The sequence below is a fragment of the Roseomonas sp. USHLN139 genome (assembly GCF_037145735.1).
Classification (GTDB): domain Bacteria; phylum Pseudomonadota; class Alphaproteobacteria; order Acetobacterales; family Acetobacteraceae; genus Pseudoroseomonas.
In genome coordinates this window covers 39,666-62,556 of sequence record NZ_JBBCWY010000011.1, presented here as the reverse complement: position 1 = coordinate 62,556, position 22,891 = coordinate 39,666, and the positions used below count along the sequence as shown (strand labels likewise).

25 protein-coding genes are annotated in these 22,891 nt (G+C 72.2%); 7 read left to right on the top strand and 18 right to left on the bottom strand.

Going from position 1 to position 22,891, the window contains the following annotated elements:
- The first annotated feature begins 67 nt into the window (after positions 1–67).
- Entirely contained in the window at positions 68–511 is a 444-nt protein-coding gene (locus WFI16_RS22950) for a hypothetical protein (protein WP_419900183.1), read from the top strand.
- 28 nt (positions 512–539) lie between these two features.
- Here the strand turns inward: WFI16_RS22950 and WFI16_RS22945 are convergent, their stop codons facing one another.
- The 3 genes from WFI16_RS22945 to WFI16_RS22935 form a co-directional block, all read right to left on the bottom strand.
- Complete coding sequence (locus WFI16_RS22945; protein WP_419900182.1) at positions 540–1,373, bottom strand: bactofilin family protein; 834 nt, start codon at positions 1,371–1,373, stop codon at positions 540–542.
- 129 nt (positions 1,374–1,502) lie between these two features.
- Positions 1,503–2,414 carry a hypothetical protein gene (locus WFI16_RS22940; RefSeq protein ID WP_419900181.1) on the bottom strand — a complete coding sequence of 304 codons (912 nt, stop codon included), beginning with the start codon at positions 2,412–2,414 and terminating at the stop codon, positions 1,503–1,505.
- A 214-nt stretch (positions 2,415–2,628) separates the two neighbouring features.
- Positions 2,629–3,003, bottom strand: a complete 375-nt coding sequence (locus WFI16_RS22935; RefSeq protein ID WP_419900180.1) for a methionyl-tRNA synthetase — start codon at positions 3,001–3,003, stop codon at positions 2,629–2,631.
- Between the two features lie 303 nt (positions 3,004–3,306).
- Here WFI16_RS22935 and WFI16_RS22930 point away from each other — a divergent pair, with 303 nt between their 5' ends.
- A complete protein-coding gene (locus WFI16_RS22930) occupies positions 3,307–5,082 on the top strand; it encodes a hypothetical protein (protein ID WP_419900179.1) in 1,776 nt (591 codons plus the stop codon).
- On the opposite strand, the gene WFI16_RS22925 is transcribed toward WFI16_RS22930, so the two are convergent.
- Positions 5,033–5,470, bottom strand: a complete 438-nt coding sequence (locus WFI16_RS22925; RefSeq protein WP_419900178.1) for a hypothetical protein — start codon at positions 5,468–5,470, stop codon at positions 5,033–5,035. The genes WFI16_RS22930 and WFI16_RS22925 overlap by 50 nt on opposite strands.
- A gap of 139 nt (positions 5,471–5,609) precedes the next feature.
- On the opposite strand from WFI16_RS22925, the gene WFI16_RS22920 reads away from it, so the two are divergent.
- Positions 5,610–6,410, top strand: coding sequence for a S1 family peptidase (locus WFI16_RS22920; RefSeq protein WP_419900177.1), 801 nt, complete (start codon positions 5,610–5,612; stop codon positions 6,408–6,410).
- An 8-nt stretch (positions 6,411–6,418) separates the two neighbouring features.
- On the opposite strand, the gene WFI16_RS22915 is transcribed toward WFI16_RS22920, so the two are convergent.
- The gene (locus WFI16_RS22915; protein WP_419900176.1) at positions 6,419–7,102 is read right to left on the bottom strand and encodes a hypothetical protein; all 684 of its coding nucleotides are present in this window, start codon (positions 7,100–7,102) and stop codon (positions 6,419–6,421) included.
- A gap of 256 nt (positions 7,103–7,358) precedes the next feature.
- Between WFI16_RS22915 and WFI16_RS22910 the strand changes: the two genes are divergently transcribed.
- A complete protein-coding gene (locus tag WFI16_RS22910) occupies positions 7,359–7,730 on the top strand; it encodes a hypothetical protein (RefSeq protein ID WP_419900175.1) in 372 nt (123 codons plus the stop codon).
- Positions 7,731–7,881: 151 nt separating this feature from the next.
- Complete coding sequence (locus WFI16_RS22905) at positions 7,882–8,220, top strand: hypothetical protein (protein WP_419900174.1); 339 nt, start codon at positions 7,882–7,884, stop codon at positions 8,218–8,220.
- Positions 8,221–8,239: 19 nt separating this feature from the next.
- Here WFI16_RS22905 and WFI16_RS22900 read toward each other — a convergent pair whose 3' ends face one another.
- From WFI16_RS22900 to fliF, 13 genes are all read right to left on the bottom strand, one after another.
- A complete protein-coding gene (locus WFI16_RS22900; RefSeq protein ID WP_419900173.1) occupies positions 8,240–9,364 on the bottom strand; it encodes a flagellar basal body P-ring protein FlgI in 1,125 nt (374 codons plus the stop codon).
- Between the two features lie 14 nt (positions 9,365–9,378).
- Positions 9,379–9,726, bottom strand: coding sequence for a polysaccharide deacetylase (locus WFI16_RS22895; RefSeq protein WP_419900172.1), 348 nt, complete (start codon positions 9,724–9,726; stop codon positions 9,379–9,381).
- Between the two features lie 53 nt (positions 9,727–9,779).
- Positions 9,780–10,865, bottom strand: a complete 1,086-nt coding sequence (locus WFI16_RS22890) for a flagellin N-terminal helical domain-containing protein (protein ID WP_419900171.1) — start codon at positions 10,863–10,865, stop codon at positions 9,780–9,782.
- Positions 10,866–10,878: 13 nt separating this feature from the next.
- Positions 10,879–12,336, bottom strand: a complete 1,458-nt coding sequence (flgK, locus tag WFI16_RS22885; RefSeq protein ID WP_419900170.1) for a flagellar hook-associated protein FlgK — start codon at positions 12,334–12,336, stop codon at positions 10,879–10,881.
- Positions 12,337–12,529: 193 nt separating this feature from the next.
- Positions 12,530–14,050, bottom strand: a complete 1,521-nt coding sequence (locus WFI16_RS22880; RefSeq protein WP_419900169.1) for a flagellar hook protein FlgE — start codon at positions 14,048–14,050, stop codon at positions 12,530–12,532.
- A gap of 114 nt (positions 14,051–14,164) precedes the next feature.
- Entirely contained in the window at positions 14,165–15,109 is a 945-nt protein-coding gene (locus tag WFI16_RS22875; RefSeq protein ID WP_419900168.1) for a flagellar motor protein MotB, read from the bottom strand.
- A 57-nt stretch (positions 15,110–15,166) separates the two neighbouring features.
- The gene (locus WFI16_RS22870) at positions 15,167–15,937 is read right to left on the bottom strand and encodes a hypothetical protein (RefSeq protein ID WP_419900167.1); all 771 of its coding nucleotides are present in this window, start codon (positions 15,935–15,937) and stop codon (positions 15,167–15,169) included.
- A 38-nt stretch (positions 15,938–15,975) separates the two neighbouring features.
- Positions 15,976–17,007: a flagellar motor switch protein FliG gene (locus WFI16_RS22865; RefSeq protein ID WP_419900166.1), complete on the bottom strand. Its 1,032-nt coding sequence runs from the start codon at positions 17,005–17,007 to the stop codon at positions 15,976–15,978.
- Positions 17,004–17,396, bottom strand: a complete 393-nt coding sequence (locus tag WFI16_RS22860; protein ID WP_419900165.1) for a hypothetical protein — start codon at positions 17,394–17,396, stop codon at positions 17,004–17,006. Before WFI16_RS22860 ends, WFI16_RS22865 begins: the two co-directional genes overlap by 4 nt.
- Positions 17,393–18,250: a flagellar type III secretion system pore protein FliP gene (fliP, locus tag WFI16_RS22855; RefSeq protein ID WP_419900164.1), complete on the bottom strand. Its 858-nt coding sequence runs from the start codon at positions 18,248–18,250 to the stop codon at positions 17,393–17,395. The genes WFI16_RS22860 and fliP overlap by 4 nt, the downstream gene beginning before the upstream one ends.
- Positions 18,251–18,277: 27 nt before the next feature.
- Positions 18,278–18,562 carry a FliM/FliN family flagellar motor switch protein gene (locus WFI16_RS22850; RefSeq protein ID WP_419900163.1) on the bottom strand — a complete coding sequence of 95 codons (285 nt, stop codon included), beginning with the start codon at positions 18,560–18,562 and terminating at the stop codon, positions 18,278–18,280.
- Positions 18,559–19,407 carry a hypothetical protein gene (locus WFI16_RS22845; protein WP_419900162.1) on the bottom strand — a complete coding sequence of 283 codons (849 nt, stop codon included), beginning with the start codon at positions 19,405–19,407 and terminating at the stop codon, positions 18,559–18,561. The genes WFI16_RS22850 and WFI16_RS22845 overlap by 4 nt, the downstream gene beginning before the upstream one ends.
- On the bottom strand, positions 19,404–21,020 hold the full coding sequence (gene fliF / locus WFI16_RS22840; RefSeq protein WP_419900161.1) for a flagellar basal-body MS-ring/collar protein FliF: 1,617 nt from the start codon (positions 21,018–21,020) through the stop codon (positions 19,404–19,406). The genes WFI16_RS22845 and fliF overlap by 4 nt, the downstream gene beginning before the upstream one ends.
- Positions 21,021–21,297: 277 nt before the next feature.
- Between fliF and WFI16_RS22835 the strand changes: the two genes are divergently transcribed.
- Both WFI16_RS22835 and WFI16_RS22830 read left to right on the top strand, forming a co-directional pair.
- Entirely contained in the window at positions 21,298–21,756 is a 459-nt protein-coding gene (locus WFI16_RS22835) for a flagellar basal body-associated FliL family protein (RefSeq protein ID WP_419900160.1), read from the top strand.
- Positions 21,757–22,872: a FliM/FliN family flagellar motor switch protein gene (locus WFI16_RS22830; RefSeq protein WP_419900159.1), complete on the top strand. Its 1,116-nt coding sequence runs from the start codon at positions 21,757–21,759 to the stop codon at positions 22,870–22,872.
- Positions 22,873–22,891 lie beyond the last annotated feature (19 nt).

Here is a 22,891-nt window from a genome sequence, read left to right as displayed (position 1 = left end):
CCTTGATCTCCAGAAGGAGCAGCCCCGAACGCCACCCGCCCGGATGGCGAGCAGAGGAACCGACGCCGTGAGCGAGCATGACGACCGGTCTGTCGAAGGCGAGCCGAAGCGACGCCATCAGGTGCGCCGCCGCGCCCTGGCCGTCGAGCTGCGGGGCGAATTTGACCGCCGGCTGATGGCGGGCGAGGAGATCACCGCGCTGGCCCGCGCCTTCGGCATCGAGCCCTGGTACGCCCAGCGCCGCGCCAAGCGGGTGATGAGCCGCGCCAGCAAGGGCCGCGAGGCCTCGCCCTTCCTCTCCACCTTCAGCGAGGTGGAGGACGACATGACCCCGATCCAATATGCCTGCTGCGTGCTCGGCCTGCGGGTGCGGCCGCTGCGCAACGGCTACTACATACTGGATGGTTTCCAGGCCGGACCCAAGGAGGTCACGCGCGCCGCCAACCGGCTGCTGCGCGAGCGCGGCCTGTCGGAAATCCCCTATCCCGGGCTGACGCCGCTCTATCGCTGAGCGGCGCCTTGCCGCGGCGCGGGAAAGGTCAGGCGGCGGCCGGCTTGCCGATCAGCATTTCCTCCGGCGTGCCGCGCAGCTCGACCTCGAGCGCGACGAGGTCGGTCACCCCCTCGCCGGACAGCTCGTCCGCCGCCTCGGCCGCGGCCTGGGTCACCTGGGCCAGGCTCTGCAGCGCGGCTTCGGCCTCGGCGACCAGTGCGGCGGTGCTGAGGGCGGCGAGCGCGCCGGCATCGCCGGCCGGGGCGGGCGGCATCATCGGCGCGGCGGGACCGGGCATCGGCGCGCTCTCGACCGGCTCGGGGTCGCGCTGGCGGTGCAGGCCGCGCACCCGGGCGCCGCGCTCGATGCTGATCTCGTCATAGAGCAACTCGGCATCCAGGGTGGCGGTGCGCACCACCTCGATCTCGCGCGCCACCAGGCTGCCGCGCAGCGTGCCGCAGATCCGCGCGCGCTCGACGGTGATGCTGCCCTCGACCAGCCCGCCGGGCTCGATGAACAGCACCGGCGCCTGCAGCCCGCCGCGCACAACCCCCTCGACCCGGACGGCGCCGCGCGAGCGCAGCCGCCCCTCGAGCTCGCTGTCGGCGGCGACCAGCATGATGCCGCTCACGGTGCTCGAGCCTCCCTGGGGCGCTCCCCCCTGCGGCGACGCCCCCAGGGAAGCCGTCCCTTGAGAGGCCGCCCCCTGGGAGGCTGCCGGCCGGAGCCGCTCGCTGCGCGGCTCGATCCGCTCGACGCCGCGCGGCGGCGCCAGGTCGCCCAGCGCGGGGCCCGCGGGCGGCATCGGCTCGGCGCTGAGATCGATGCGTTCATAGGTGATGCGCGGCTCCGCGCCGCTCGGCCTGCCGAAGATATTCATGTCCGGTTCCCGTTCTAGGAGATGCCGCCTGAAAGCCGCCGGCGCCCTGACGGGCCTGCCGTGCCTTTCCCCATAGGTTTTTCGCGCAGCCAAAGCAAGATTTTTCGCAATTGACGAGGAGGCGGCCGTTCAGCTCACCAGCGCGGCGCGGGCGCCGGCCAGGCTCAGCACCTCGTCCAGATGCTGGCCCTGCGCCAGGGCCTGGGCCAGGGCGGTGAGCTGCAGCGCCGCCGGGGCCATGCCGGGCCGGCCCAGGCGCTGGGCCAGCCGCGCCAGGCCGGCCCGGGCCGTCGCCGGCGACAGGCCGGGCAGCAGCGGCGCGCTGGCAGTGGCCGCCTCATCGGGCAGCAGGCCCCGCGGGACGGCGACCACCTGCCCGCCCGGCAGGCGCAGCTGGCCGCTGCGCGCCTCGGCATGCCCGTTGCAGCAGGCCAGCAGCGCTTCGGGGGAAGCGGCGGTGCAGAGCATCAGCGCCACCAGCCGGCCAAGCCCGTCGCTCTCGGCCGAGGCCCAGCCGATCGCCTGGGCACAGGTGGCCTCGTCCAGCAGGCAGAGGCCGTCGGGGGCCGGCTCCGCGAAGGGATCGTCCAGGGAGGGGATATGGAAGTCGCGGAAATGCTCCAGCGCCGCGACCATCGCCGCCTGTTCCGCCAGCATCTCCGCCGGGCAGCCCAGCGCGGCCAGCCGGCGGGCGCGCAGGGCCGCCAGATCGGCCGGCTGCAGCGCCGCCAGCGGCAGGGCGCAGTCGGGATCGGCCATCAGTGGCGCCAGCCGCTGCAGCGGGGCGATCTCGGTGCCGCCCTCGCTGCGCGGCAGGGTGCCCTGGTCGATCGCCCAGCGCCGCAGCGCCTCGGCCGCGGTGCCGAGGAAGCGCTTGGTGCCGATGCGCACCATGCAGACCCGTGCCGCCAGCGTCGCCATGGCGGCCCAGTCCTCGGCGGCGGCGCGGTCGGTGAAGGCCTCGCGCTGGAAGGATGAGGGCCCCTGCCCCACCGCCACCTGCCAGGTGCCGTCCCGCCCCGGCCGCACGCGCGTCACCATGGCCGGGATTCCTTCTGCTGCGGCAGACAGGGCCGGGCGGGCCGCCGGGCCGCGCCGGGAATTCGTTCCGGAGCCACCGGAACGGCACCGTCCCTATCATGAATCATGGTATTTCGCACATCATGCGCGCTTGCCCCTTCCCCGCCGAGCCGACAGGCCGACCCTGCCACGCTGCCCGCATGGCCCGTGGCAGGCAGGCGGGGCGGCAGGCGCGTCATGCGGTGACGAGCGGCTCCGCCGGGGTCTCCGACCGCAGGCCCGGCGCGGGCTGGCGCAGCAGCGCCGCCAGGTCGTCGGGCAGCCGCGCCTCGATCACCACGGCGGCGCCGTCGATCTCGACCATGGCGCCGGAGAGCAGCCGGGTCTCCAGTTCGACCCCGCGCGGCGCCGGATCGACCAGGCGCAGCGTCTCCCGCGCGCGGTGCAGCGCGGCGCCGCGCAGCGCCTCCAGCACCTCGGCCCGGGTCAGGCGGATGGTGTGGTTGACGAAGAAGGGGGCGGCAATGCCGCCGGTGCCTTGCAGCGGGGCGGCCTGCAGCGCTGCGGCGGAGGCGGCAGCCAGGCTGGTGGCAGCGGGAGTACCAGTCATGGGGAGGGCTTCTCCTTCCTTGAATGACGGGACCTGGCATGACGCGGCGGTCGTGCGAGGCGGGGTCGATTCCGACGGCAACCTCCTGTTTTTAGCAGCTGCAAAACCGCAGGACCACTTCGCTGATCGAGAACATCGTAAAGCAAACCCTGAGAGGAGGCGGCGGCCCCGGCCGGCCATGCGAAAAAATCCCGATAAAAATTTTGCTCCGTACATTTTTGCGTCTGGCTGCAAGAGCGAAAAAAGTCTAAACAAAAGCCATCGAAGCCCCGGTGGACCGGGGGTAGCGGGAGCAGGCATGGCATGGCGCGGGTGACGGGAGCCGCACGGAAAACGACCCGGGGTGGCGCGGCGCAGGCGGGCGCGGCGGTTCCGCCGCAGGGCGGCCGCATCGTCCAGCTGCAGGGGCCTGCGGCCGATGGCCCGGCCTTCTCGATCGAGCTGGTGACCCCGGCGGCCGCGACCGAGCTGCTCAGCCGCAAGCGGCCGAGCGCCGGCGACAATGCGACCGCCATCGCCGCCTATGCCGAGGCGATGCGCGCGGGGCGCTGGATCCTGAACGGCATGCCGCTGATCCTGTCGCGCGGCGGCGTGCTGCTGGACGGGGTGCAGCGGCTGCGCGCCTGCGTCAGGGCAGACGTGCCCTTCCTGACCGTGCTGGCGCAGAACATTCCCGACGACGTGCTGCACACCATCGACCAGCAGCGCCGCCGCTCCTTCGCCGGTGTCCTGGAGGCGCGCGGCATTCCCCATGCCCATGCCTTGCAGTCGGCCTTGGTCAAGCTGATCCGCTACGATGACGGCAAGATGCTGCGCGGCGCCGGCACCGCCAGCTGGTCGCGCATGGACCGCGTGCTGCGCGCCAATCCCGACCTGGAACAGGCGGTGAAGATGTCGCTGGAGAGCGAGGCGACGGCGCTGTCGGAGGCGGTGCGCACGCCGCTGCTGTTCATGGGGTTCCGGGTCGACAAGCCGGCGACGCGCCGCTTCCTCGACGCCATCGCCTGGCCGGAGAAGCACAGCCCGATGGAGCCGGGCGCCCGCATCCGCGACCTGATCGACATCACCCGCGGCGATCCGGCGACGCGGCTGAAGCCGGTGATGCTCTTCGCCCTCTGCATCAAGGCGCTGAACGCCACCATCAGCGGCGAGCATCTGCGCAGCTATACCTGGATCGACCGCACCGCCAACCCGACCCGCGGCGAGGATTTCCCGGTGCTCGCCGGCTATCCCGGCCTCGACGATCCGGGGATGGAGAGCGAGACGGAAGAGACCGCCCGCAGCCTGCAGGAAGCCGTCGAGCGCCTGGCGGCCGAGGAGAACGTCTTCCCGCTGGCGATCGAGAGCATCTCGCCGCAGCAGGCCGAGGCCTATCTGGCGCACAACACCCGCAACCGGAAGATCGTGGCGGCGCATGTCGATGCCATCGCCCGCGACATCCGCGCCGGCAACTGGATGATGAACGCGCAGCCGATCTGCTTCAGCCGCTCGGGGCGGCTGCTGAACGGCCAGCACCGGCTCTCGGCCGTGCTGCAGGCCGGCGAATCGATCGAGGTGCCGGTGATGCGCGGCCTGCCGGAGGAGGCCTATGCCACCTACGACATCCACGCCAAGAAGGGCCCGCAGCTGGGCGCCGCCTTCGACCATTTCGGCGACCGCCCGCTGATCGCCGCCGCCGCCGTGCTGCTGTGGAAGCATGAGCTGAAGCCCGCCGGCACGCGCAACGCCAAGCCGACCCCGGCCGAGGTGATGCGCATCGTCGAGCAGCATCCGCGCCTGCTGGAGATGCGCACCTTCGGCCGCAAGATGATCGAGTTCGGCCGTGGCTCGGTGCTGGCCTATGCCGCCTATTGCATCGAGCGCGACGATCCCGAGCTCGGCCGCGTCTTCATCGAGCGCTTCGAGAGCGGCGCCGACCTGCCGCGCGGCCATCTGATCCTGGAGCTGCGCAAGCGGATGCAGATCCTCCGGCGCGAGCGCACCAGCCAGGAGGAGCAGCTGCGCGAGCTGCTGCAGGCCTGGGCCCGCTTCAAGGAGAAGCCCGACCTGGAGCGGCTCGGCCGGCCACGGGGCGACTAGCCAGCGGCTTCAGCCGCTCCAGCTCCTCGGCGCGCTGCTCGGCCTTGCGGGCGGCGGCCAGTTTGTCCGCTCGCTGATGCTGCTCGAGCGCCAGCTCGAGCCGCTTCAGATGCGCGAAGTTGTCCCGCAGTTCCTCGCGCAGCGCCTCCTCGGCCATGGCGCGGCGGCGCAGCTCCAGCGTCAGCCGGCGGCGCTGGCGCTCGGCGGCGCGCAGCCAGACGGACCACAGCGCCATCTCCGCCGCGTCGCCGCGGGCGCGCTGCGTCTCGCTGGCCAGCAGCGCGTCCTGCGCGGCGATCGCCGCCTCCTGCGCCAGGCGGTCGCGCTCGGCGGCGGCCAGCGCCACGCGGCGGGCATCGGCTTCCTGGCGCGCCAGGCGGATCAGCAATGGCAGGCCCTGGATGGGATGCCTCCCGCGTGCTTGCCGCTTGGCCCCTCGCCCCTCGGCATGCTAGAGATTATTCGTTTTTCGCATAGCGGTCGAGTGGCGGATGCCTCCTGCACGGCGGATCTGGATCGGAGCCCTGGTGCTGGCCAGCCTGCTGGCGGCGGGTGTCGCCCTGGCCGGGGCCGGCCTGCGCACGCCGCCGCCCCGTGCCGCCGGGCCGGACGAAGCCCTGCCGGCCGGGGCGCATCGCAGCGGCTCGGCCTTCCTGGTGGCGCCCGGGCTGCTGGTGACCAATGCCCATGTGGTGCTGCCCTGCCGCGCCCAGGGGCTGGCGCTGCGCGTGGCCGGGCATCCCGGCCCCTGGCACATCCTCGCCGAGGAGCGGGCGGCCGACCTCGTCCTGTTGCGCGGCCCGGCGGAGCCCGGCGACAGTCCCCTGCCGCTCTCGGCCGCGCTGCACCTGCCGCGCGGCGCGCCGGTGCTGGCGCTGGGCTATCCGGCCGCGGCCGGACTGCAGGCCAGCCCGGGGCCGCTGCGCCGCGCGACGCTGACCGTGCACGATCCGGAAGGGGGCCGCGCCGTCTCCTTCCGCGTCACCGACCGCCAGGGGCAGGAGGTCGAGGTCAGCTGGGAGGACGGGCTGCGCTATTTCGGCGAGGCGCAGGCCAGCCGGCTGCGCTGGCGGCTGGAGATCGATGCGCCCAGCGCCGGCGGCAGCTCCGGCGGGCCGCTGCTGGATGCGGCGGGCAATGTCGTGGGGGTGGTCTATGCCGGCACGCCGGGCGGCACCTCGGCCGTGCCGCTGGCCGATCTGCGCGACTTCCTGGCCGGCGCCGGCGTGATGCCGCGCTTCCGGCCGCCGCCGCCGCCGGGGCTGGCGCCCGACTGGGTGGCGCTGCGCGACCGCGCGGCGCCGGCGCTGCGGCGGATCGTCTGCTGATGGCCGGTTCAGGCGGCCGCAGGGGGGCGGGCCTGGCGCGGCAGGGGGAGCGTCGGTGCCGGCGGCAGCCAGGCGCGGCTGTCGCGATCGGCCAGGCCCGCGACATGCCCGGCCAGCTCGGCGCAGCCCGACGCCTGCAGCCCCAGCACCACGTCGCGCAGCGCCGCCTCGAGCGACAGGCAATCGGCGCCGCCGCTGCGCGTCAGGCAGGGTGGCGCCTGCGGCCGGCCGGCCGCCGCCCCCTCGCTGCCCTCCGGACAATGCCAGAGCTGCTGCCACTGCTCGGCCATGGCATGCGGCGCATGGGCGGCGCCGGGCCCGGCGCGGCATTCCAGCAGATAGCCGCCGCCATCGGCCGCGGCACGCCAGCGCAGGCCGCCCGGCCTCTCGCGCCAGCGGCCGCTGCCGGCCAGCGCCAGCAGGGCGGCGCGGCGGCGGTCGGTCAGCGGCGCGGCCAGCACGGCCCCGGCCAGCGCCGGCAGGCCGATGGCCCGCATCTGCCCGCCCATGGCCAGCAGCTGGTCGCGCAGCCTGGCCTCCGTCCCGGGAATGGCGGATTCCAGCGGGGCGGCCAGGCCGGGATCGAGATAATCCGGCAGGACCACCGGGGCATCGCGCCCCAGCCGCGACAGCCAGAGCCGGTCCAGCGCCGCGCCGGCGGCGTTCAGCAACAAGGTCAGGCCGAGCGACATCGATTGTTCCATGTCCTGGCGGCGCAAGGCATCGGGCGACAGATCCGCCTTTCTGGCTGGCTTTCCGCAGTTCAGCGAATGGCAGGAGTATGGAAGCCGTCGGTTAACAAAGCCTGATGCTCTTAGAAATCTTGCCAGAAACTGAAACATCGGCGGCCGGGCAGGCAACGCCGGGCGCCGCAATCCGTTCTCGCAGCAGCAGGGACCTGCCCCGCCCTGCCCGCCCCCCGCCCTGATCCGGAGGATCCCTGTTGTCATGCGCCCTGGTCTGATCGCCGTCCTCCTGGCCTGCAGCGCTTTGCCGGCGGCGGCACAGCCGGTGCGCCAGCCACTGCCACCGCTGTCGGTCGAGGGGCTGAGCAGCGACAGCTTCGACGTCCGCGCCTTCGACCCCCTGGGGCCGCGTCGGGCGCCGCAGCTCGAGGCGCGCAGCCCCGCGCCGACCGCCGCGCCGCCGGCGGGCACGGCCCTGCCCGCCACCCTGTCGGCCACGCCGGGGCCGAGTGCCGCCCTGGTGGCGCCGGTGCAGGAAGCGCGGGCGGATACCGACACGCTGCGTCGTCCAGGAGTGGGCCGCGACCTGCTGAGCGACTGGTGGACGCGGCAGCAATTCGGCGGACTGCGCTGATCGGCCTGTCCTCCGGCCGCGATTTTGAGACACTGTTGATCTTCTGACGGGGCGGCAAGGCCGGCATAATGCGCCGGCCGCCGGCGTCTCACGTCGCGCGCGCCGCTGCCGCGCGCCAGGATTGCGCCCCCCTCCCCGCCATGAGGACTGCATGAAGCTCCCTGTGAGCAAGGGCTATGTCGTCGTGCACCAGGGCCTCGGCCTGTATGTCGGCCGCACGCCCGCCTTGGCCTGCTGGTCGAAGCTGAACGCCGCCGGCCGCGACGCCGTCGCCACCTTTCCGAGCGAGGCCCAGGCCCGGTTCCACGTCGAGCTCTGGGAAGGCGGCTGGCCGGATGACGCGGCACAGGCGGGCATCGCCCTGTATGCCGTGGACGTCGACCGCCCGGGAGGCTGGGCCAGCATCGCGGCGCTGCGCGCGGCGGGCCTCGAGGACCATCTGGGCGAACTCGCCCATCCCGCCTGGGGCAGCAGCCCAGGCCATTGCTGACCCTGGGCCGCCGCGGCGGCTAGATGAACTGCAGCTCCGCATGCAGGGCGCCGCTGGCCTTCAGCGCCATCAGCACGGAGATCAGGTCGCGCGGCGCCAGCCCCAGCGCGTTCAGCCCATCCACCAGGTCCTTCAGGGTCGAGGCCTGCGGCACCACCGCCAGCCGGCGGCCGCGCTGATCGTCCACCTCGACATCGGTGCGCGGCACCACCACCGTCTCGCCGCCGCCCAGCGGATTGGGCTGGCTGACCTGCGGCGTCTCGGTGACGCGGATCACCAGATTGCCATGGGTGATGGCGACGGGGTCGATGCGCACCTGGGCCCCGACCACGATGGTGCCGGTGCGCTCGTCGATCACCACCCGCGCCGGGGTCTCCGGCAGGATCGGCAGGGATTCCATCTGCGCGACCAGCGCCGGCAGCCGGTCGCGGAAGGCCAGGGGCACGCGCAGCTGCACCGTCGCCAGGTCCAGCGCCGCGGCCGTGTCCGGGCCGAAGCGGCGGTTCAGCGCCTCCTCGATGCGCATCGCCGTGGTGAAGTCGGGGGCGCGCAGCGACAGGCGCAGCACCTCGGCGCTGCGCAGCTCGATCGGCACCTCGCGCTCGACCATGCCGCCGCTGGGCACGCGGCCCTGGGTGGTGACGCCGCTGCTGATGCTCTGCGCCTGGCCGCCGGCCTGGAAGCCGCCGACCACCACCGGTCCCTGCGCCACGGCATAGACCTCGCCATCGGCGCCCAGCAGCGGCGTGGCGATCAGCGTGCCGCCATTCAGGCTGCGGCTGTCGCCCAGCGAGGAGGCCTGCACATCAATCAGCGTGCCCTGGCGCGCGAAGGGCGGCAGGGTCGCGGTGACGATGACCGCGGCGGTGTTGCGGGTCTGCACCCGGGCATCGGCGACATTGATGCCCATGCGCTCCAGCATCGCGCTCAGGCTCTGCAGGGTGAAGGGGTTGTTGCGCAGCTGGTCGCCGGTGCCCTGCAGCCCGATCACCAGCCCGTAGCCCACCAGCTGGTTGCCGCGCACCCCCTCGATGGTGATGATATCCTTCAGCCGCACCTGGGCGGCGGCCGGCAGGGCCGCCAGCAGCAGGCCGAGCAGCAGGCCAAGGAATTTCGCCGACAGGGAAAGCCAGGGCGGCGGCATGGGGGCGCCTCCCCTCAGCTCTGGTAGCGCAGGCCGGCCACCGCCAGCGAGGCCAGGGGCATCACCGCCGGGTTCAGCCCGATCAGCGACTTCAACGCCTCCAGCGCCTCCTGCACCTGCAGGTCACGCTGCACCCGCTCCTCGGGCGGCAGCGGCCGGGCCTCCTGCAGCCGCTGCACCGCGCCCCAGAGCTGCACCGCCGCATCGCGCGCCAGCGGCGTCGCCATCATGAACCCCTCGGCGCAATCCTCGGTGCTGCAGCCCAGGGCTTCGGCGATGGCGGCATAGGTGGCGATGTCCTCCTCCTCCAGCGCCAGGGGAACGAAGGGGGTCTCAGTGACGGGAAGATGGCTGGAAGGCATGTCCGGATTCTCCGTGTCCGGGCCTGCAGCGTCGCGCCGCAGGACCAGCGAGGTCAGAGGTAGTTGACGAAGCTGAGGTCGGCGAGGCGCGCGGTGATGCTGTAGGTCGCCTGCAGCTGCAGCTGCAGCTGGCTGATGCGGTCCGAGACGGTGTAATAGTCCGCGGCTTCCAGATCGTTGATCTGGGCGGTCGCGGCGCTGACCGCGCGGTCCTGGATATCGGCGACGTTCTGCAACCGCTGCTGCTTGGTGCCGAGCACGCCGGCCACCACGGTCAGCTGCGAGCGCGCCATCCGCATCAGGTCGCCGGCCTTGTCGAGGATGGCGGTGCGCGCCTCCTTCGACAGCGCGGTGTCCGGCGCATCCAGCAGCGTCAGCATCGACAGCGCCTCATAGGCGTTCTTGAAGCTGTCGTTGTCGGCGCGGACATTGTAGCTCAGCGTCTCGCCGGCGCCGATGCGCACCAGGGAATTGGCGTCGCTCTCGGGATCGGTGCTGCCGTTCAGCGCGGTGCGGCTGGTCGAGACATAGACCAGCCCGTAGAAGGAGGTGAGGCCGCTGGCATCCCGCTGCACATTGGCGAAGAGCGTGTCGAAATCGGCGAGCATGGCTGTCGTCTGGGTCGCGTCCAGCGGCGCGCCGGCGGCGGTCACCGCGGTGGCCAGCCGCGTCGAGGCCCAGCTGACCAGCCCGGCGGAATCGGCCACCGGCGAGCGCGAGGTGTCGGTCCCGCCGAAGATGTTCTGCCCGTCCCAATGCGTGTTCAGCAGGTCGGTCAGGCTGCCCAGCACCTCCTCCGCCTGGTTGGCGATGATGGTGTAGCCATTGTCCTTCAGCTGATCGATCTTGAGGATCTCGGGCGACATCTGGTCCATCAGGCCGCCGATCGAGGTCATGGCGGTCTGCATGGCCTTCAGCCGCTCGCCGGCCAGGCTGGTCGAGTTCTTGATCGCCTCGCCCTGCTGCGCATCGCCATAGAGCTTGTAGAGCAGCGAGGCGCCGACCCCGAGCGCGCGGGCCGGGTCGGCCTTGCGGCCGGAGGACATCTCGGCGGTCAGGATGGCCAGATCGCTCTGCATCCGCATCAGGCCGGCCTGGCGCCCGAGGGCGACGCCGGAGGGGGAAACGCGGTCGAACATGATCGCCTGCTCCTCAGCGGATCTGGTTCAGCTCATCGAGCATGCGCGACGCCGCCTGGATGATCTGCACCGAGGCGGAATAGGTCTGCTGCACCAGCAGCAGCCGCTGCAGCTCCTCGTCGACATTGACGCCGGTCTTGTTCGACAGATCCTGCCGCGCCTCCAGCGCCAGGCTGGCGCGGGTGGTGGCGCGGTCGGTCCAGACGGCGCGCTCCGACTGCATCAGCCCGATGCTCTGCGAGGCCGCCTGCGACAGGGTCATCGAGCTCGGCAGGCCGGTGGTGCTGTCATAGCCGCGCGCGACATTCATCGCGTCGAGGGTGGCGAGCACATAGGAATTGTCGGCCGCCAGATCGTCGGTCGCCGCCTGCATGCCGGTGCGCAGCTTCCACAGGTCGCCGCCCTGGTCGGGATCGACGGCGGCATTGATGGCGATGCGCCGCGACAGGCCGGTGAAGGTCGCGAAGCCGCCGCTGCTGTCCCAGTTCGCCGCGCCCATGTCGGTGAACAGGCCGGCCTGGGTGCCGGTCAGCGTGGCATCGGCCTCCTGAAAGCTGTCCAGCAGCCGGGCGCTGACCTGGTCGAGCATGTCGACGAAGTTCGGCAGGATCTCGTCACGCAGCGTCAAGCCGGCGGCGATCGAGCCGGTGTCGGAGATGCGCAGGGCGCCCTGCCCTTCCACCGTCACCGCCGACAGGCTGGCCGGATGCCGCGCCTCGGCCGGGATGAAGGGCGTGGTGGTGAAGGAGAGATGATGCGCCCGCGTGCTGTCATAGAGCGTGTTGCCGCCATCGGTCATGACGATGAAGTTGCCGGGACCGTTGTCGAAGGTGCGGATCGGCAGCTTGGCGGCGATCTCGGCCAGGATGACGTCGCGCCGGTCCTCGTATTCGGCGGTGGAGGCGCCGCGGGCGCTGGCCAGCGCCATCTGCCGGTCGACATCGACCAGGCTGTCCAGCGACTTGTTGACCGCCGTCACATCGGCGGCGATGCCGAGATCGGCATCCGAGCGCGCCCTGGCCACCGCCGCATCGGCATTGTGCAACGTGTCCACCAGGTCCTGCGCCGCCGCCAGGACCTGGCTCTGCGACACCGCATTGTCCGGACTCGACGACAGCGTGGTCATCGCCTTCTGAAAGGCGCCGAGCTTGGCAGAGAGCGAGCGCGCATCCGCGGGCTGGCCCACGGTGGCATTATAGGCCTCGAGCCCGGCCTGGATGGTCCTGGCGAAGGCCTCCGAGGCATCCGCGGCGCGGGAGGTGGCGGCCAGCCCCGGATCGTCGAGCCGGAGGGTCACCCGCGTGTCGACGCCGGAGCCGGTGCCGGCCACCAGCCGCTCGCTGCGCGGCATGTCGCGGCGGACATAGCCGGGCGTGCTGGCATTGGCGATGTTGTTGGCCAGGATCATCGCATGCCGCTGCTCGGCGGCCAGCGAGGAAAGCGCGTTGGAAAGGGCGGCCTGGATGCTCATGCGGCGATGCTCATGCTGCGACGTCCTGTCAGAGCCCATTCTAGGATGATTTTTCGCAGATCGCGAGGCATGGCGCGGTGCCTCGCGGTCACGCTGCCGCGCGCCAGCGGGCGGGCGCTAGCGGACGAACGCCGGTTGACCGGCGCGCCCCCGCCGCCCCGCGCCGGCGCTGCGGCCCGTCACGATGGCCGCCTCAGCGCTTCAGATTGGTCGCCTCCTCCATCATCTGGTCCGCCGTGCGGATCACCGTGGCATTGGAGCTGTAGGCGCGCTGGGTCTCGATCAGGTTGGTGAGCTCAGTGCCGATATCGACATTGGAGGATTCCAGCGCACCGCCCGAGGTGGTGCCGGCGGCGCCATTGCCCGGGTCGAGCAGCCGCACCGCGCCGGCGGCCAGCGACATCTCGTAGGCATCGCCGCGCACCGGGTTCAGCCCGTTGGCATTGGGGAAGATCGCCAGCTTCAGCGCGTAGATCGGCCGCGACTTGCCGTTGGAGAAGGTGGCGACCACCATGCCGTCATCCTGCACCGAGACGCGCTCCAGCAGGCCGAAGGCGGAGCCGTTCTTCTCGATCTTGGTCGGCAGATAGTCGCCGCTGAGCTGGGTCGTGCCCTCGAAGCTGCTGAAGGTGCCCATGGTGATCGGCAGGTCGGTGCCGGCGAAGCCGCCCTGCACGCCGACCTTGACGGTCAGGATGCCCTTCTCCGCGTCATAGGCGCCGAGCACGCTGGCGCCGGCCAGGTTGTCCGGGGTGCCGTAGTTGCTGGCCGGCGTGCTGGCCACGGCGCCATAGGTCGCCGGATTGGGCGCGCCGGTCAGCAGCGGCGCGCCGCCGACCGGCGTGGTGAAGCCCGGCGCCACCTGGGCGACACCCGCGGTCTGCGCGGTGCTGTCCCAGACGGCGGCGAGCGTCCCGGCATTGGTGCCATTGCTCCAGAACTGCAGGCCGATGGCGGCGATGCGCTTGGTGGTGTCATAGACATTGGTCGTCGCCAGGTCGCCCGAGGCGCTGTCGAAGATCTCCAATGTCCAGGTCGAGGTATCGCTGGCGCCGTCCTGCTCCGGCACCACCGGGGTGTAGCGGTAGGTCAGGGTCTGGGTGCCGCCCGTCGCGTCGTAGTAGTCGATGCTGCTGGTGAAGGCATTGGTCAGCGGCGGCGGGTTGGCATAGGCGGTCTGGTCCTTGGGCAGGTTCATCCAGACCCGCATCTCGGTGGTCGGTGCCGAGGCCACGCTGATGTTGTTGATGTTCACCGTGGTCAGGCTGTCGACATTGTTGTCGCCGAGGGTGCCCACCGGATTGCCGTCGGCGCCGAGCTTGACGCCCTGCAGGTAGTAGCCGGCCGTGTTGACCAGGTTGCCCAGCGCATCCGGCCGGAAGGAGCCGGCGCGGGTCGCCAGATACTTGCCGTTGCTCGACGCGGTCTCGTTGACCACCAGGAAGCCGCTGCCATTCACCGCGACGTCGGTGTCGACGCCGGTCGCCTGCACCTGGCCAACCTTGCTGATCTCCAGCCGGTTGCGCGGCGCCACGCCGGCCAGCGCATAGGAGCCCTGGCTGGAGCCCTCCAGCACCAGGCTCTCAAACTGGGTATCGACCCGCTTGTAGCCGACGGTCGAGCTGTTGGCGATGTTGTTGGAAATGCCGGCCAGCTTGGTCGACTGGGCATTCAGGCCGGAGGTGCTGGTGCGCAGGGCATTGATGGCCGTCATCGGCGGTCCCTCATGAAGAGCAGTGGCACAGGTCCCGGCGCGGCCAGGCCGCACCGGATGCGGGTCGGGGACCGGCGCCGGCTTCTGCCAGCAGGCCGGAAGAGGCGCGGGGTTTCACCGCCGCGGTTCCTGGGCGCGACGCTGCGCCGCCTCGGCCGCGCGCGCCTCGGCGACCACGTCGCTGCGCAGCACGGTGATGGCGATGCGGCGGTTGCGCGGATCGTTCGGCGCCTCGGGCAGCAGCGGGTCGATCGACGCCTTGCCCTCCACCCGCCACATGCGGCTGGAGGCGACGCGGGCGCGCTCCAGCTGGCGGCGGACGCTGTTGGCGCGGTCGGCCGACAGCTCCCAGTTGCCGTAATTGCCGCGCTGGTAGTTCTGCCCGTCGGTATGACCGGTCACCACCACCTCGTTCGGCACGGTGGCCAGCACGCCGCCCACCACCTCGAGGATCCGCTGCAGCCGCGGCGTCGGATCGAAGCTGGCGGGGGCAAACATCGGCGCGCCGTCGCGATCGAAGATCTGCAGCCTGAGCCCCTCCGGCGTCATCTCGATCTGGATATTCTGGGAGAACTCCTTCAGCGCCTCGCTGGCGGCCTGACGCTCCAGCTCGGCCTTCAGCGCATCGAAGCGCTGCCGCTCGATGGGATCGCGGGCGCTGAGCGAGGCGCCGTCGGCCGGCTGCTGCGCGGCGCTGGCGGCAGCAGCAGCCTCCCCCGCCGCCTCGCCACCCTGGTTCTCGCCTTGGGCGCCGCCCTCGTCGGTCTGGGTCAGCGAGGCCTGGCGGTCGTCGCCGGCCAGCAGCACCGAGCGCCCGCCATCCAGCGCCCCGGTGCCCGAGGGCATGTCGAGGATCGAGGAGGCGGTGAAGAACTGCGCGATCCCCTCCCGCTGCGACTGGGTGGTGCTGGAGAGCAGCCACATCACCAGGAAAAAGGCCATCATCGCCGTGACGAAATCGGCATAGGCGATCTTCCACTGGCCGCCATGCTCGTCGTCATGCTCGCCGTGGTGCTTCTTGATGATGATCGGGCGCTTGAGGTGGTCGTCTGCGCTCATGCCTTCAGCCTGCCCGTTCTACAGCGGCACCCATCTAGCGCCTTCGTTTTTCGCATTTCAAGTCTGCCGCTCGGCGGCGCTGTGCCGCACCGTCAAGCTGCCCTGCAGCCGCAGCCGGTGCAGCGCGGCGAAGAAGCCCTCGGTCATCGCTAGCACGGTCACCCGGGGCAGGGGCTGGGCGGTCTCCAGCACGGCATCCATCCGCCCCTCCTCCAGCCGGGCGCGGAGATCGATGCGGCCGGTGGCCGGCAGGCTGAGCTGCGCCGCCAGGGCATGCCGCGCGACCGGCCGCGGACCGGCGCGGGCGCCGCGGTCCGGCCGCCAGAACAGGCCGAGCCAGACCAGCCCGCCCGCCGGGCCGAGCAGCGGCAGGTGCCGCGACAGCCAGGCCTGCGGCTCGCCCAGGCTGGCCGGCAGCGGCGGCGCCGCGTCCAGCAGCGCGACGACCTCGGCCTCGGCGAGGTCCAGGCCGGAGGCCAGGGCCGCCAGCCGCTCCGCCCCCAGCCAGCGCCGCACATCGGGCCGCAGCAGGCCGAGCGCCAGCGGCAGGGCCAGCCCGGCCGGGCCGCCGGGCAGCAGCGGCGCCAGGCCCGCCGCCTCGGCGACCGCCGCATCCAGCCCGCGGCTCCATTCGGCCAGCGGCGGATCGGCGCGGCCCAGCGGCGGCACCGCGCTCAGCGCCCGCGCGGCGGCGGCATAGCCCGCCCCGGCCTCGGCGCCGAGCGTCCCGGGCGGCGTCGCCACCCCGTCGCGCGCCGGCAGGTTGTTGCGGGCGGCGCCGGCGATCGGCGGCACCGGCGCCAGCTCGTCGGGCCGGTCAGGGGCCACGGGACCCTCCCCCCGCCAGGCGGGCGGAACTTCTGACGTCAGGATTCACCGACCTCGTCTTCCTCGAGGATGAAGATCCGGCCCTCGTCGGCGAGGCGCTTGGCGATGGTGATGATGTCGGCCTGCGCCTCCTCCACCGCCTTGCGGCGCTGCGCCGGCATGTTCTCGATCTCGTCGCGCATCATGGTGGCGGCGCGTTCCGACATGCTGGACAGGAACAGCTCGCGCAGCTCCGGACTGGCGGCGGTCAGCGCGATCTGCAGCTTGTCGGCCGGGCATTCGGCGACCAGCGTGGCGAAGGTCGAGCGGTCGACGCGCACCAGGTCGGCGAAGGTGAACATGATGCGGCGGATGCGGGCGGCGGCCGAGGGCTCGCGCGTCTCGATGTTGCGCATCAGCTGCTCGACCAGGCCCTTGTCGGCGCGGTTCATGATCTCGGCCACGATCTGCGAGCTGTCGCGCTCGTAGCTGCGGCTGAGGTTGGTGATGAATTCCTTCTGCAGCGTCAGCTCGATATCCTGCAGCACGCCCTTCTGGATGCTGTCCATGCGCACCATGCGCAGCACGATCTCGTCGATCGAGGCCGGCGGCAGCAGGGCCAGGACACGGGCGGCGTGCTGCGCCGGCAGCTTGGCCAGGATCACCGCCGAGGTCTGCGCCAGCTCGGTGCGGAGGTAGGTGGCCAGCACTTCCGGCGAGATATTGGCCAGCTTCTCCCACATGGTCTTGCCCTCGGGACCACGGATCTCGTCCATGATCTCGTTGACCTTCTCCGAGGGCAGCATCCGGCGCAGCAGCCGCTCGGTGGTCTCGGCGGTGCCGACGACGGTGCCGGTGCGGCCGACCTCGCTGCGGAAGCGGTTGATGACGCGCTCGACCTGATCGATGTCGACCTTGCCCAGATTGGCCATGGAGCGGCTGACCCGGCGGATCTCGTGCTCCTCCAGCTTGTCGAAGAGCTGCTGGCTGCGGTGCTCGTCCAGCGCCATGAAGAGCACCGCGACATCGGCCAGCGGGTCGGCGCGGTTGTCGATGGTGCGGACGGCGCGGCGCGCCTCGGGGGCTTTCATCGGGCAGGTCTCCGCGGTTCGGAGGGCAGGGTCGTCTCAGGCGGGGCGCCCCTTGGCGGCAACTCCCCGGGCAGCGCCGCCAGCGGCCCGAAGAGCGGCTGCAGCAGCGCCGCCAGCACCGGCACCAGCTCGACCGGCAGGCTGCTGCCGGGCTCGATCCGCGCGGCGAGCTCGGCGAGATCGGCCTCGCTCCCGGCCGCCACGAAGGCGCCCTGGCTGGCGGCGATGGCCAGCAGCCGGTCGCGCAGCGGCGCCGGCGGCAGGTCCAGCACTTCCCGCAGGGCCACCCGGCGCAGGGCCGAGGCCAGGGCGCGCCGCCGGCGGATGCGCCAGGCGGGCCGGCGCGGCGGCTCCGCCGGCGGCGCGGCGACGGCCTGCTCCCCCGTCATGTGGAGAAGCTCCGCACCAGGGCGCCGGCCACCAGGGTCCAGCCATCGACCAGCACGAAGAAGATCAGCTTGAACGGCAGGCTGACCACGACGGGCGGCAGCATCATCATGCCCATGCCCATCAGCACCGAGCTGATGGCGATGTCGATCGCCAGGAAGGGCAGGAACAAGAGGAAGCCGATCTGGAAGGCCTTGTTCAGCTCGGAGATGATGAAGGCGGCCGAGAGGATATGCAGCGGCACCTGCTGCCGTGGCGCCGCGGTGCGGGCGGCAGGCGCCTCGCCCTCCCGGCCGCCCGGCGGCGTCCAGCGGGCGATCTCGATGAACAGCGCCAGGTCGCGCTCCCGCACATTGGCCTCCATGAAGCCGCGGAAGGGCGCGATGGCGCGCTCGGCCGCCATCTCCTCGGTGATGGTGCCCTCCATCAGCGGGCGTGCCGCATCGTTCCAGGCGCGTTCCAGCACCGGGGCCATGACGAAGGCGGCCAGGAACAGGCTGAGGCTGACCACCACCGAATTGGGCGGCGACTGCTGCAGGCCGAGCGCGGTGCGCAGCATCGACAGCACCACGACGATGCGGGTGAAGGCGGTGGCCACCACCAGCAGGCCGGGGGCCATCGCCAGCAGCGTCGTCGCCACGATCAGCGCGACCACGTTGGTGGTCAGGCTCTGCTGGCCGCTGGGCACCGCCGGCGCGTCGTTCGGGCCGATGTTCAGCGTGACGCTCTGGCCGAAGGCGGGCGCCGCCAGCAGGCTCAGCGCGAGCAGCGCCAGCAGCAGCAGCGGCCAGCGGCCGCGCGCCGCGCCGCGCGTCGGGGTCGAGGTCAGGGTTGGGGTCGGGGGGGGAAGCGGCATTCTGCCGGCTCTCCGCGCTGCCGGGGCTCAGCTGGAGGAGGAGACGATCTCGGTGATCGAGATCGACAGCCGCCCGTCATCGGTGATCTGGATCTCGCCGCGGGCGATCAGCCGCTCATTGGCCATCAGGTCGATCGGCTCGCCGACCTTCTTGTCGAACTCGATGACCGAGCCGCGGCTGAGGTCGAAGAGCGCCGCCATCGGCAGGCGCTTGTTGCCCAGCACCACCTGCACATTGACGGGGATGTCCATGATGCGCGGCCGGCGCTCGGCCAGGAAGGGGTTCTCGGAGGGCGATGCGGTCTCGCTCACGGCGTGGTCTCCTCAGGCGCGGCAGGCAAGGGGGCGGCGGCGGACAGGTCGGGGGGGGCAGCGGCAGGGATGGAAACGGCCGACGGGGCGCGGCTCAGGGTGACGGTCAGGCCCGGCTCGGCGGCCAGGGGAGCCGCTGGGGGAGCCGCCGGGGGAACCACCGCCGGGGGGACCAGCGCCGGCGCCGGCCCGGCGGAGAGCCCCGGCGCGGCCGCGCCCAGCACCGCCAGCACGCGCTCCATCAGCACGGCCGGGTCGTAGAGCAGTCCACCATCCTTCCAGCCGGCCTCGGCCTGGCCTTCGGGCATGGCGGGATCGGGCAGCAGCCGCAGCCTGGCCGGCGCCTGCAGCCCCGGCAGCCCGTCCTTCTCCGCAGCCGCCAGCGTCGCCGGATGGGCGCGCAGGGTGATGGTGTCGGCGGCGCGCTCGGTCAGCGCCTCGGCCAGCAACGCCGCGACCTCGCCGCCGGCGGCATGCGCCAGCAGCTGCGGGAAGACCGCCTGCAGGGCGGCGACCAGGGCGGCCCGCAGATCGGCATCGAGCAGCCGCCGGTCCTCGGCGCGGCGCTCCAGCAGCTGCTCCAGCGCCTCGGCCGCGGCGGCGGCGCCATGCAGCCCGCGGCGGAGGATCTCGGCCTGCGCATCGCGCGCCGCCTCGGCCCGTCCCGTCTCGCGCCCCTCGGCGCGGCCGAGCGCCACGCCTTCCTCCAGGCCGCGGGCGCGGCCACTCTCGAAGGCGGTGCTGCGGATCCGCTCCTCGGCGCGCAGCCGGGCGGCGGCCGAGCCATCCTCGTCGGCGATCAGCGCGGTCAGCGCCGGCGGGTGGAAGGGGCGCAGCATGGTCATGCCGGCGTGCCCTCCTCGATCCAGCTGCGCACCACGGCCAGCGCCTCCTCCGGCCGGTTGTCGATGATCTCGTGCAGCGCGGTCAGCGAGGAGAGGCGGACCTGCAGGTCGAGGCCCACCGTCGCGATCGCCTCCTCCATGCTGTTGGCCTGGGCGGCGGCCTCGGCCGCGGCGGCCGCCTCGGCGGCGGCGAGGGCGGCGGCCAGGGCCGCCTGCTGCTGCTGCCGGCGGCGCCGCAGGACCAGGCCGCCGGCGCCGAGCGCCAGCAGCGTGCCGCCGCCAATCAGGGCGAGCTGGCTGGCGGTCAGCCCGGCGATCACGGCATTGCCCCCGCCGGCCTCGGCCAGCGTGCCGGTGCCTTCCTCCGGCAGGAAGGCCAGGGTGTCGACGGTCAGCGTGTCGCCGCGGCTCTGGCTGAAGCCGACCGCCGAGCGCACCAGCGCCGCCAGCCGGTCCAGCTCCTCCTTCGGCCGCGGCTGCGGCTTGCCTTCGGCATCCAGCACGCCATCGACCACCACGGCGACGCTGAGGCGCTTCAGCGTGCCGGGCTCGCGCACCGTCTCCTCGACCTTGGAGGAGATCTCGAAATTCACCGTCTGGTTGTTGCGCTGCACCGCCGAGACGCTGCGCTGCGCATTGTTGCCGCCGGCCTGCTGGTTCGGCAGGTTCTGGCCGACCGTCACCGGCTGCTGGCCGCGGCCATCCTCGGTGTTCTCCTGCTCGGTCTGCAGCTGCCGGCCGCGCTCGACCTGGCCGAGCGGGTCATAGGTCTCGGCGCGCGCCACCATGCGCGCGCCCTCGACCTCGACGCTGGCGACGGCGCGCACCTTGCCGCGGCCGACGATCGGCTCCAGCAGGTCGAGCACCGCGCGCTGCAGCGCCTGTTCCTGGACGGCGCGGATCTCGCCCAGCCGTCCGGCGGCGGCGGCCATGCCGCCATCGGCGGCCAGCACCACGCCGGCGCTGTCCATCACCGAGACATCCTCCTGCCGCAGCCGCGGCACGGCGCCGGCGACCAGCAGGCGGATCGCCTGGGCCGCCTGGTTGCCCAGCCGCTGCCCGGCCGCGGTGGTCACGGTGACCGAGGCGGTGGGCGAGGGCGCATCGCGGGAGAAGCTCTCGCGCTCGGGCAGCACGATATGGACGCGGGCGGCGCGCACCCCCTGCAGGGTGACGATGGTTCGCGCCAGTTCCCCCTCCAGCGCGCGCAGCCGCTGCACCCGCTGCATGAAGGAGGTCATCTGCATCGGGCTCGTCTGGTCGAGCAGCTCGTAGCCGGCACCGCCCTGGCGCGGCAGCCCCTCGGCCGCCAGCTGCATGCGCAGCCGCGCCACCTGGTCGGCGGGGACGAAGATGCTGCCGTCGCCGCGCGCTTCGACCGGAACCTTCAGCTCCTCCAGCCGGGCGGCCATGCGGCCGGCATCGGCCGGCTCCAGCCCGGCATAGAGCAGGCCGGTCGGCGCATTGGCCGAGCGCGCCACCAGCACCACCGCCAGCAGCGCCGCCAGCGCGACGGCCGCGAGCCCCGCCAGCCTCGCCGGCCCGAGCCGCGCCAGGCTGCCGCCCAAACCGCCCAGATCGAAGCCGGGTCCCAGGGTCCTGACTTGCTGCATCGACCTTCTATCGCCCCATGCTGGCTGCTTCGGCAGCGCCGCGGCGCCGCGGCGCCGTGTCTGCGAAATACTTCCTTCATCCACCGGTCTGCGCTGGTGAAGTTCGACCCTCGGTTGTTTTTAGCGTGGCATGCGAGAACGCGTCGGTTTATATCTGGCGCCACTCCGCTTGTCGCGCGAAAAATCGTCAGAGACGGGAGATCCGCCCCCCATGTCCTCGACCACCGCGGGAAAAGCCGCGAAGCCGCCCGAGACGCCGCCCCGGAAGGCGGGGAGGATGAAGCGGCTGCTCCTCCTGCTGCTGCCCCTGCTGGTGCTGGCGGGCGCCGGGGCCGGCGCCTGGTTCTACGTGCCGGCGGTGCAGGCGCTGCTCGGCGGCGGCCATGCGGCGGAGGGCGAGGCGGCACCGGCCGCCGCCATGGCGGCAGCCGGCAAGCCAAGCTTCGTCGAATTCCCCGAGATGACCCTGTCACTGCCCAATGCCGGGCGGCCGCGGCAGCTCCGCCTGAAGCTGGCGGTCGAGGTCAATGGCGACCCGGCGCAGGTGCAGCCGGAACTGCTGAGTCCACGCATCTATGACAGCCTGGTGCTCTATCTGCGCACCCTGCGGGAGGGCGAGATGGAAGGTGCGCTGGCCATGGACCGGCTGCGCGGCGACCTGCACCGGCGCTTCGAGCTGGTGCTCGGCCCGGGCCGGGTGCGCGACGTGCTGATCACCAGCTTCGTGGTGGCCTGAATGAGCGGCACCGAAGGCAGCGAGCCGGTTCCCGAGGAAACCCCGAAGCCGATCCCGGAGGCCGCCGCCGGCGGCTCCGAAGGCGAGGCCGCCGCCGATCCGGCGGAGGATCCCATGGCCGATTGGGGCGCCGCCGGCGTCGCCATGGGCCAGGGCGACATCGACGACCTGTTCGGCGGGCCCGAGGCCCCGGCCAATGAGGGCCCCCGCCGTGGGCTGGAGGCGCTGGTCGGCGGCGCGGTGCGCTTCGAGAAGCTGCCGATGCTCGACATCGTCGTCGACCGGCTGGCGCGGCTGATGACCAGCAGCGCGCGAAAATTCACCGCCGACAACGCCGATGTGGTGATAGACCGCACCCGGCCGGTGCGCGTCGGCGCCTTCCTCGACACCATCACCCTGCCCGCCCTGATCGGCATCATCCGCATCGAGGAATGGGACGGCTATTGCCTGGCGGCGCTGGATTCGCGGCTGATCGGCTCGATCGTCGACATCCTGCTCGGCGGCCGGCGCAACGAACTGCAGCCGATCGAGGGGCGTCCCTACACGCCGATCGAGCGCACCTTCGTCGAGAAATTCGTCTCGATCGTCACCAACGACATGAGCCGCGCCTTCGAGGCGGTCTGCCCCGCCTCCTTCCGCCTCGAGCGTTTCGAGATCACGCCGAGCTATGCGCTGATCACCAAGCCGACCGCCGCGGCGCTGACCTTCCGCGCCGAGATCACCATGGAGGGGCGCGGCGGCTTCATCGATTTCCTACTGCCCTATGCCTCGCTCGAGCCGGTGCGCGACCTGCTGAGCCAGGAGGTGCTGGGCAAGAAGCAGGGCGGCGACACCATCTGGCGCAGCCATTTGGCGGAGGAACTGCCGCGCGCCTCGGTCGAGCTGACCGCGGTGGTGGAAAGCCGCACCGTCCCCTTCTCCGAGCTCGCCGGCTGGCAGCCCGGCTCGGTGCTGGTGCTGGACCGCCGCCAGGAAGACCCGATCGAGGTGTTCTGCCAGGGGCTGATGGTCTGCCGCGCCGTGATCGCCGCCAAGGACGAGCGCGTCGTGCTGCGCGTCGAGGAGTGCGTCATCGAGAAGGGCTGGCCCGGCGACGCGCCCGCCCAGGACAGCTGATCCGGAGGCCGAGGAAAGC

Excerpts from the sequence above, each read along its gene's own strand:
- WFI16_RS22910 (WP_419900175.1), top strand. The coding sequence starts at position 7,359 with ATGCGCCCTGGTCTGATCGCCGTCCTCCTGGCCTGCAGCGCTTTGCCG.
- WFI16_RS22945 (WP_419900182.1), bottom strand. The coding sequence starts at position 1,373 with ATGAATATCTTCGGCAGGCCGAGCGGCGCGGAGCCGCGCATCACCTAT.
- WFI16_RS22875 (WP_419900168.1), bottom strand. The coding sequence starts at position 15,109 with ATGAGCGCAGACGACCACCTCAAGCGCCCGATCATCATCAAGAAGCAC.
- flgK (WP_419900170.1), bottom strand. The coding sequence starts at position 12,336 with ATGAGCATCCAGGCCGCCCTTTCCAACGCGCTTTCCTCGCTGGCCGCC.
- WFI16_RS22860 (WP_419900165.1), bottom strand. The coding sequence starts at position 17,396 with ATGACGGGGGAGCAGGCCGTCGCCGCGCCGCCGGCGGAGCCGCCGCGC.
- WFI16_RS22915 (WP_419900176.1), bottom strand. The coding sequence starts at position 7,102 with ATGTCGCTCGGCCTGACCTTGTTGCTGAACGCCGCCGGCGCGGCGCTG.
- WFI16_RS22900 (WP_419900173.1), bottom strand. The coding sequence starts at position 9,364 with ATGCCGCCGCCCTGGCTTTCCCTGTCGGCGAAATTCCTTGGCCTGCTG.
- WFI16_RS22880 (WP_419900169.1), bottom strand. The coding sequence starts at position 14,050 with ATGACGGCCATCAATGCCCTGCGCACCAGCACCTCCGGCCTGAATGCC.
- WFI16_RS22890 (WP_419900171.1), bottom strand. The coding sequence starts at position 10,865 with ATGTTCGACCGCGTTTCCCCCTCCGGCGTCGCCCTCGGGCGCCAGGCC.
- WFI16_RS22930 (WP_419900179.1), top strand. The coding sequence starts at position 3,307 with ATGGCGCGGGTGACGGGAGCCGCACGGAAAACGACCCGGGGTGGCGCG.
- WFI16_RS22895 (WP_419900172.1), bottom strand. The coding sequence starts at position 9,726 with ATGCCTTCCAGCCATCTTCCCGTCACTGAGACCCCCTTCGTTCCCCTG.
- WFI16_RS22905 (WP_419900174.1), top strand. The coding sequence starts at position 7,882 with ATGAAGCTCCCTGTGAGCAAGGGCTATGTCGTCGTGCACCAGGGCCTC.
- WFI16_RS22940 (WP_419900181.1), bottom strand. The coding sequence starts at position 2,414 with ATGGTGACGCGCGTGCGGCCGGGGCGGGACGGCACCTGGCAGGTGGCG.
- fliF (WP_419900161.1), bottom strand. The coding sequence starts at position 21,020 with ATGCAGCAAGTCAGGACCCTGGGACCCGGCTTCGATCTGGGCGGTTTG.
- fliP (WP_419900164.1), bottom strand. The coding sequence starts at position 18,250 with ATGCCGCTTCCCCCCCCGACCCCAACCCTGACCTCGACCCCGACGCGC.
- WFI16_RS22845 (WP_419900162.1), bottom strand. The coding sequence starts at position 19,407 with ATGACCATGCTGCGCCCCTTCCACCCGCCGGCGCTGACCGCGCTGATC.
- WFI16_RS22865 (WP_419900166.1), bottom strand. The coding sequence starts at position 17,007 with ATGAAAGCCCCCGAGGCGCGCCGCGCCGTCCGCACCATCGACAACCGC.
- WFI16_RS22935 (WP_419900180.1), bottom strand. The coding sequence starts at position 3,003 with ATGACTGGTACTCCCGCTGCCACCAGCCTGGCTGCCGCCTCCGCCGCA.
- WFI16_RS22830 (WP_419900159.1), top strand. The coding sequence starts at position 21,757 with ATGAGCGGCACCGAAGGCAGCGAGCCGGTTCCCGAGGAAACCCCGAAG.
- WFI16_RS22835 (WP_419900160.1), top strand. The coding sequence starts at position 21,298 with ATGAAGCGGCTGCTCCTCCTGCTGCTGCCCCTGCTGGTGCTGGCGGGC.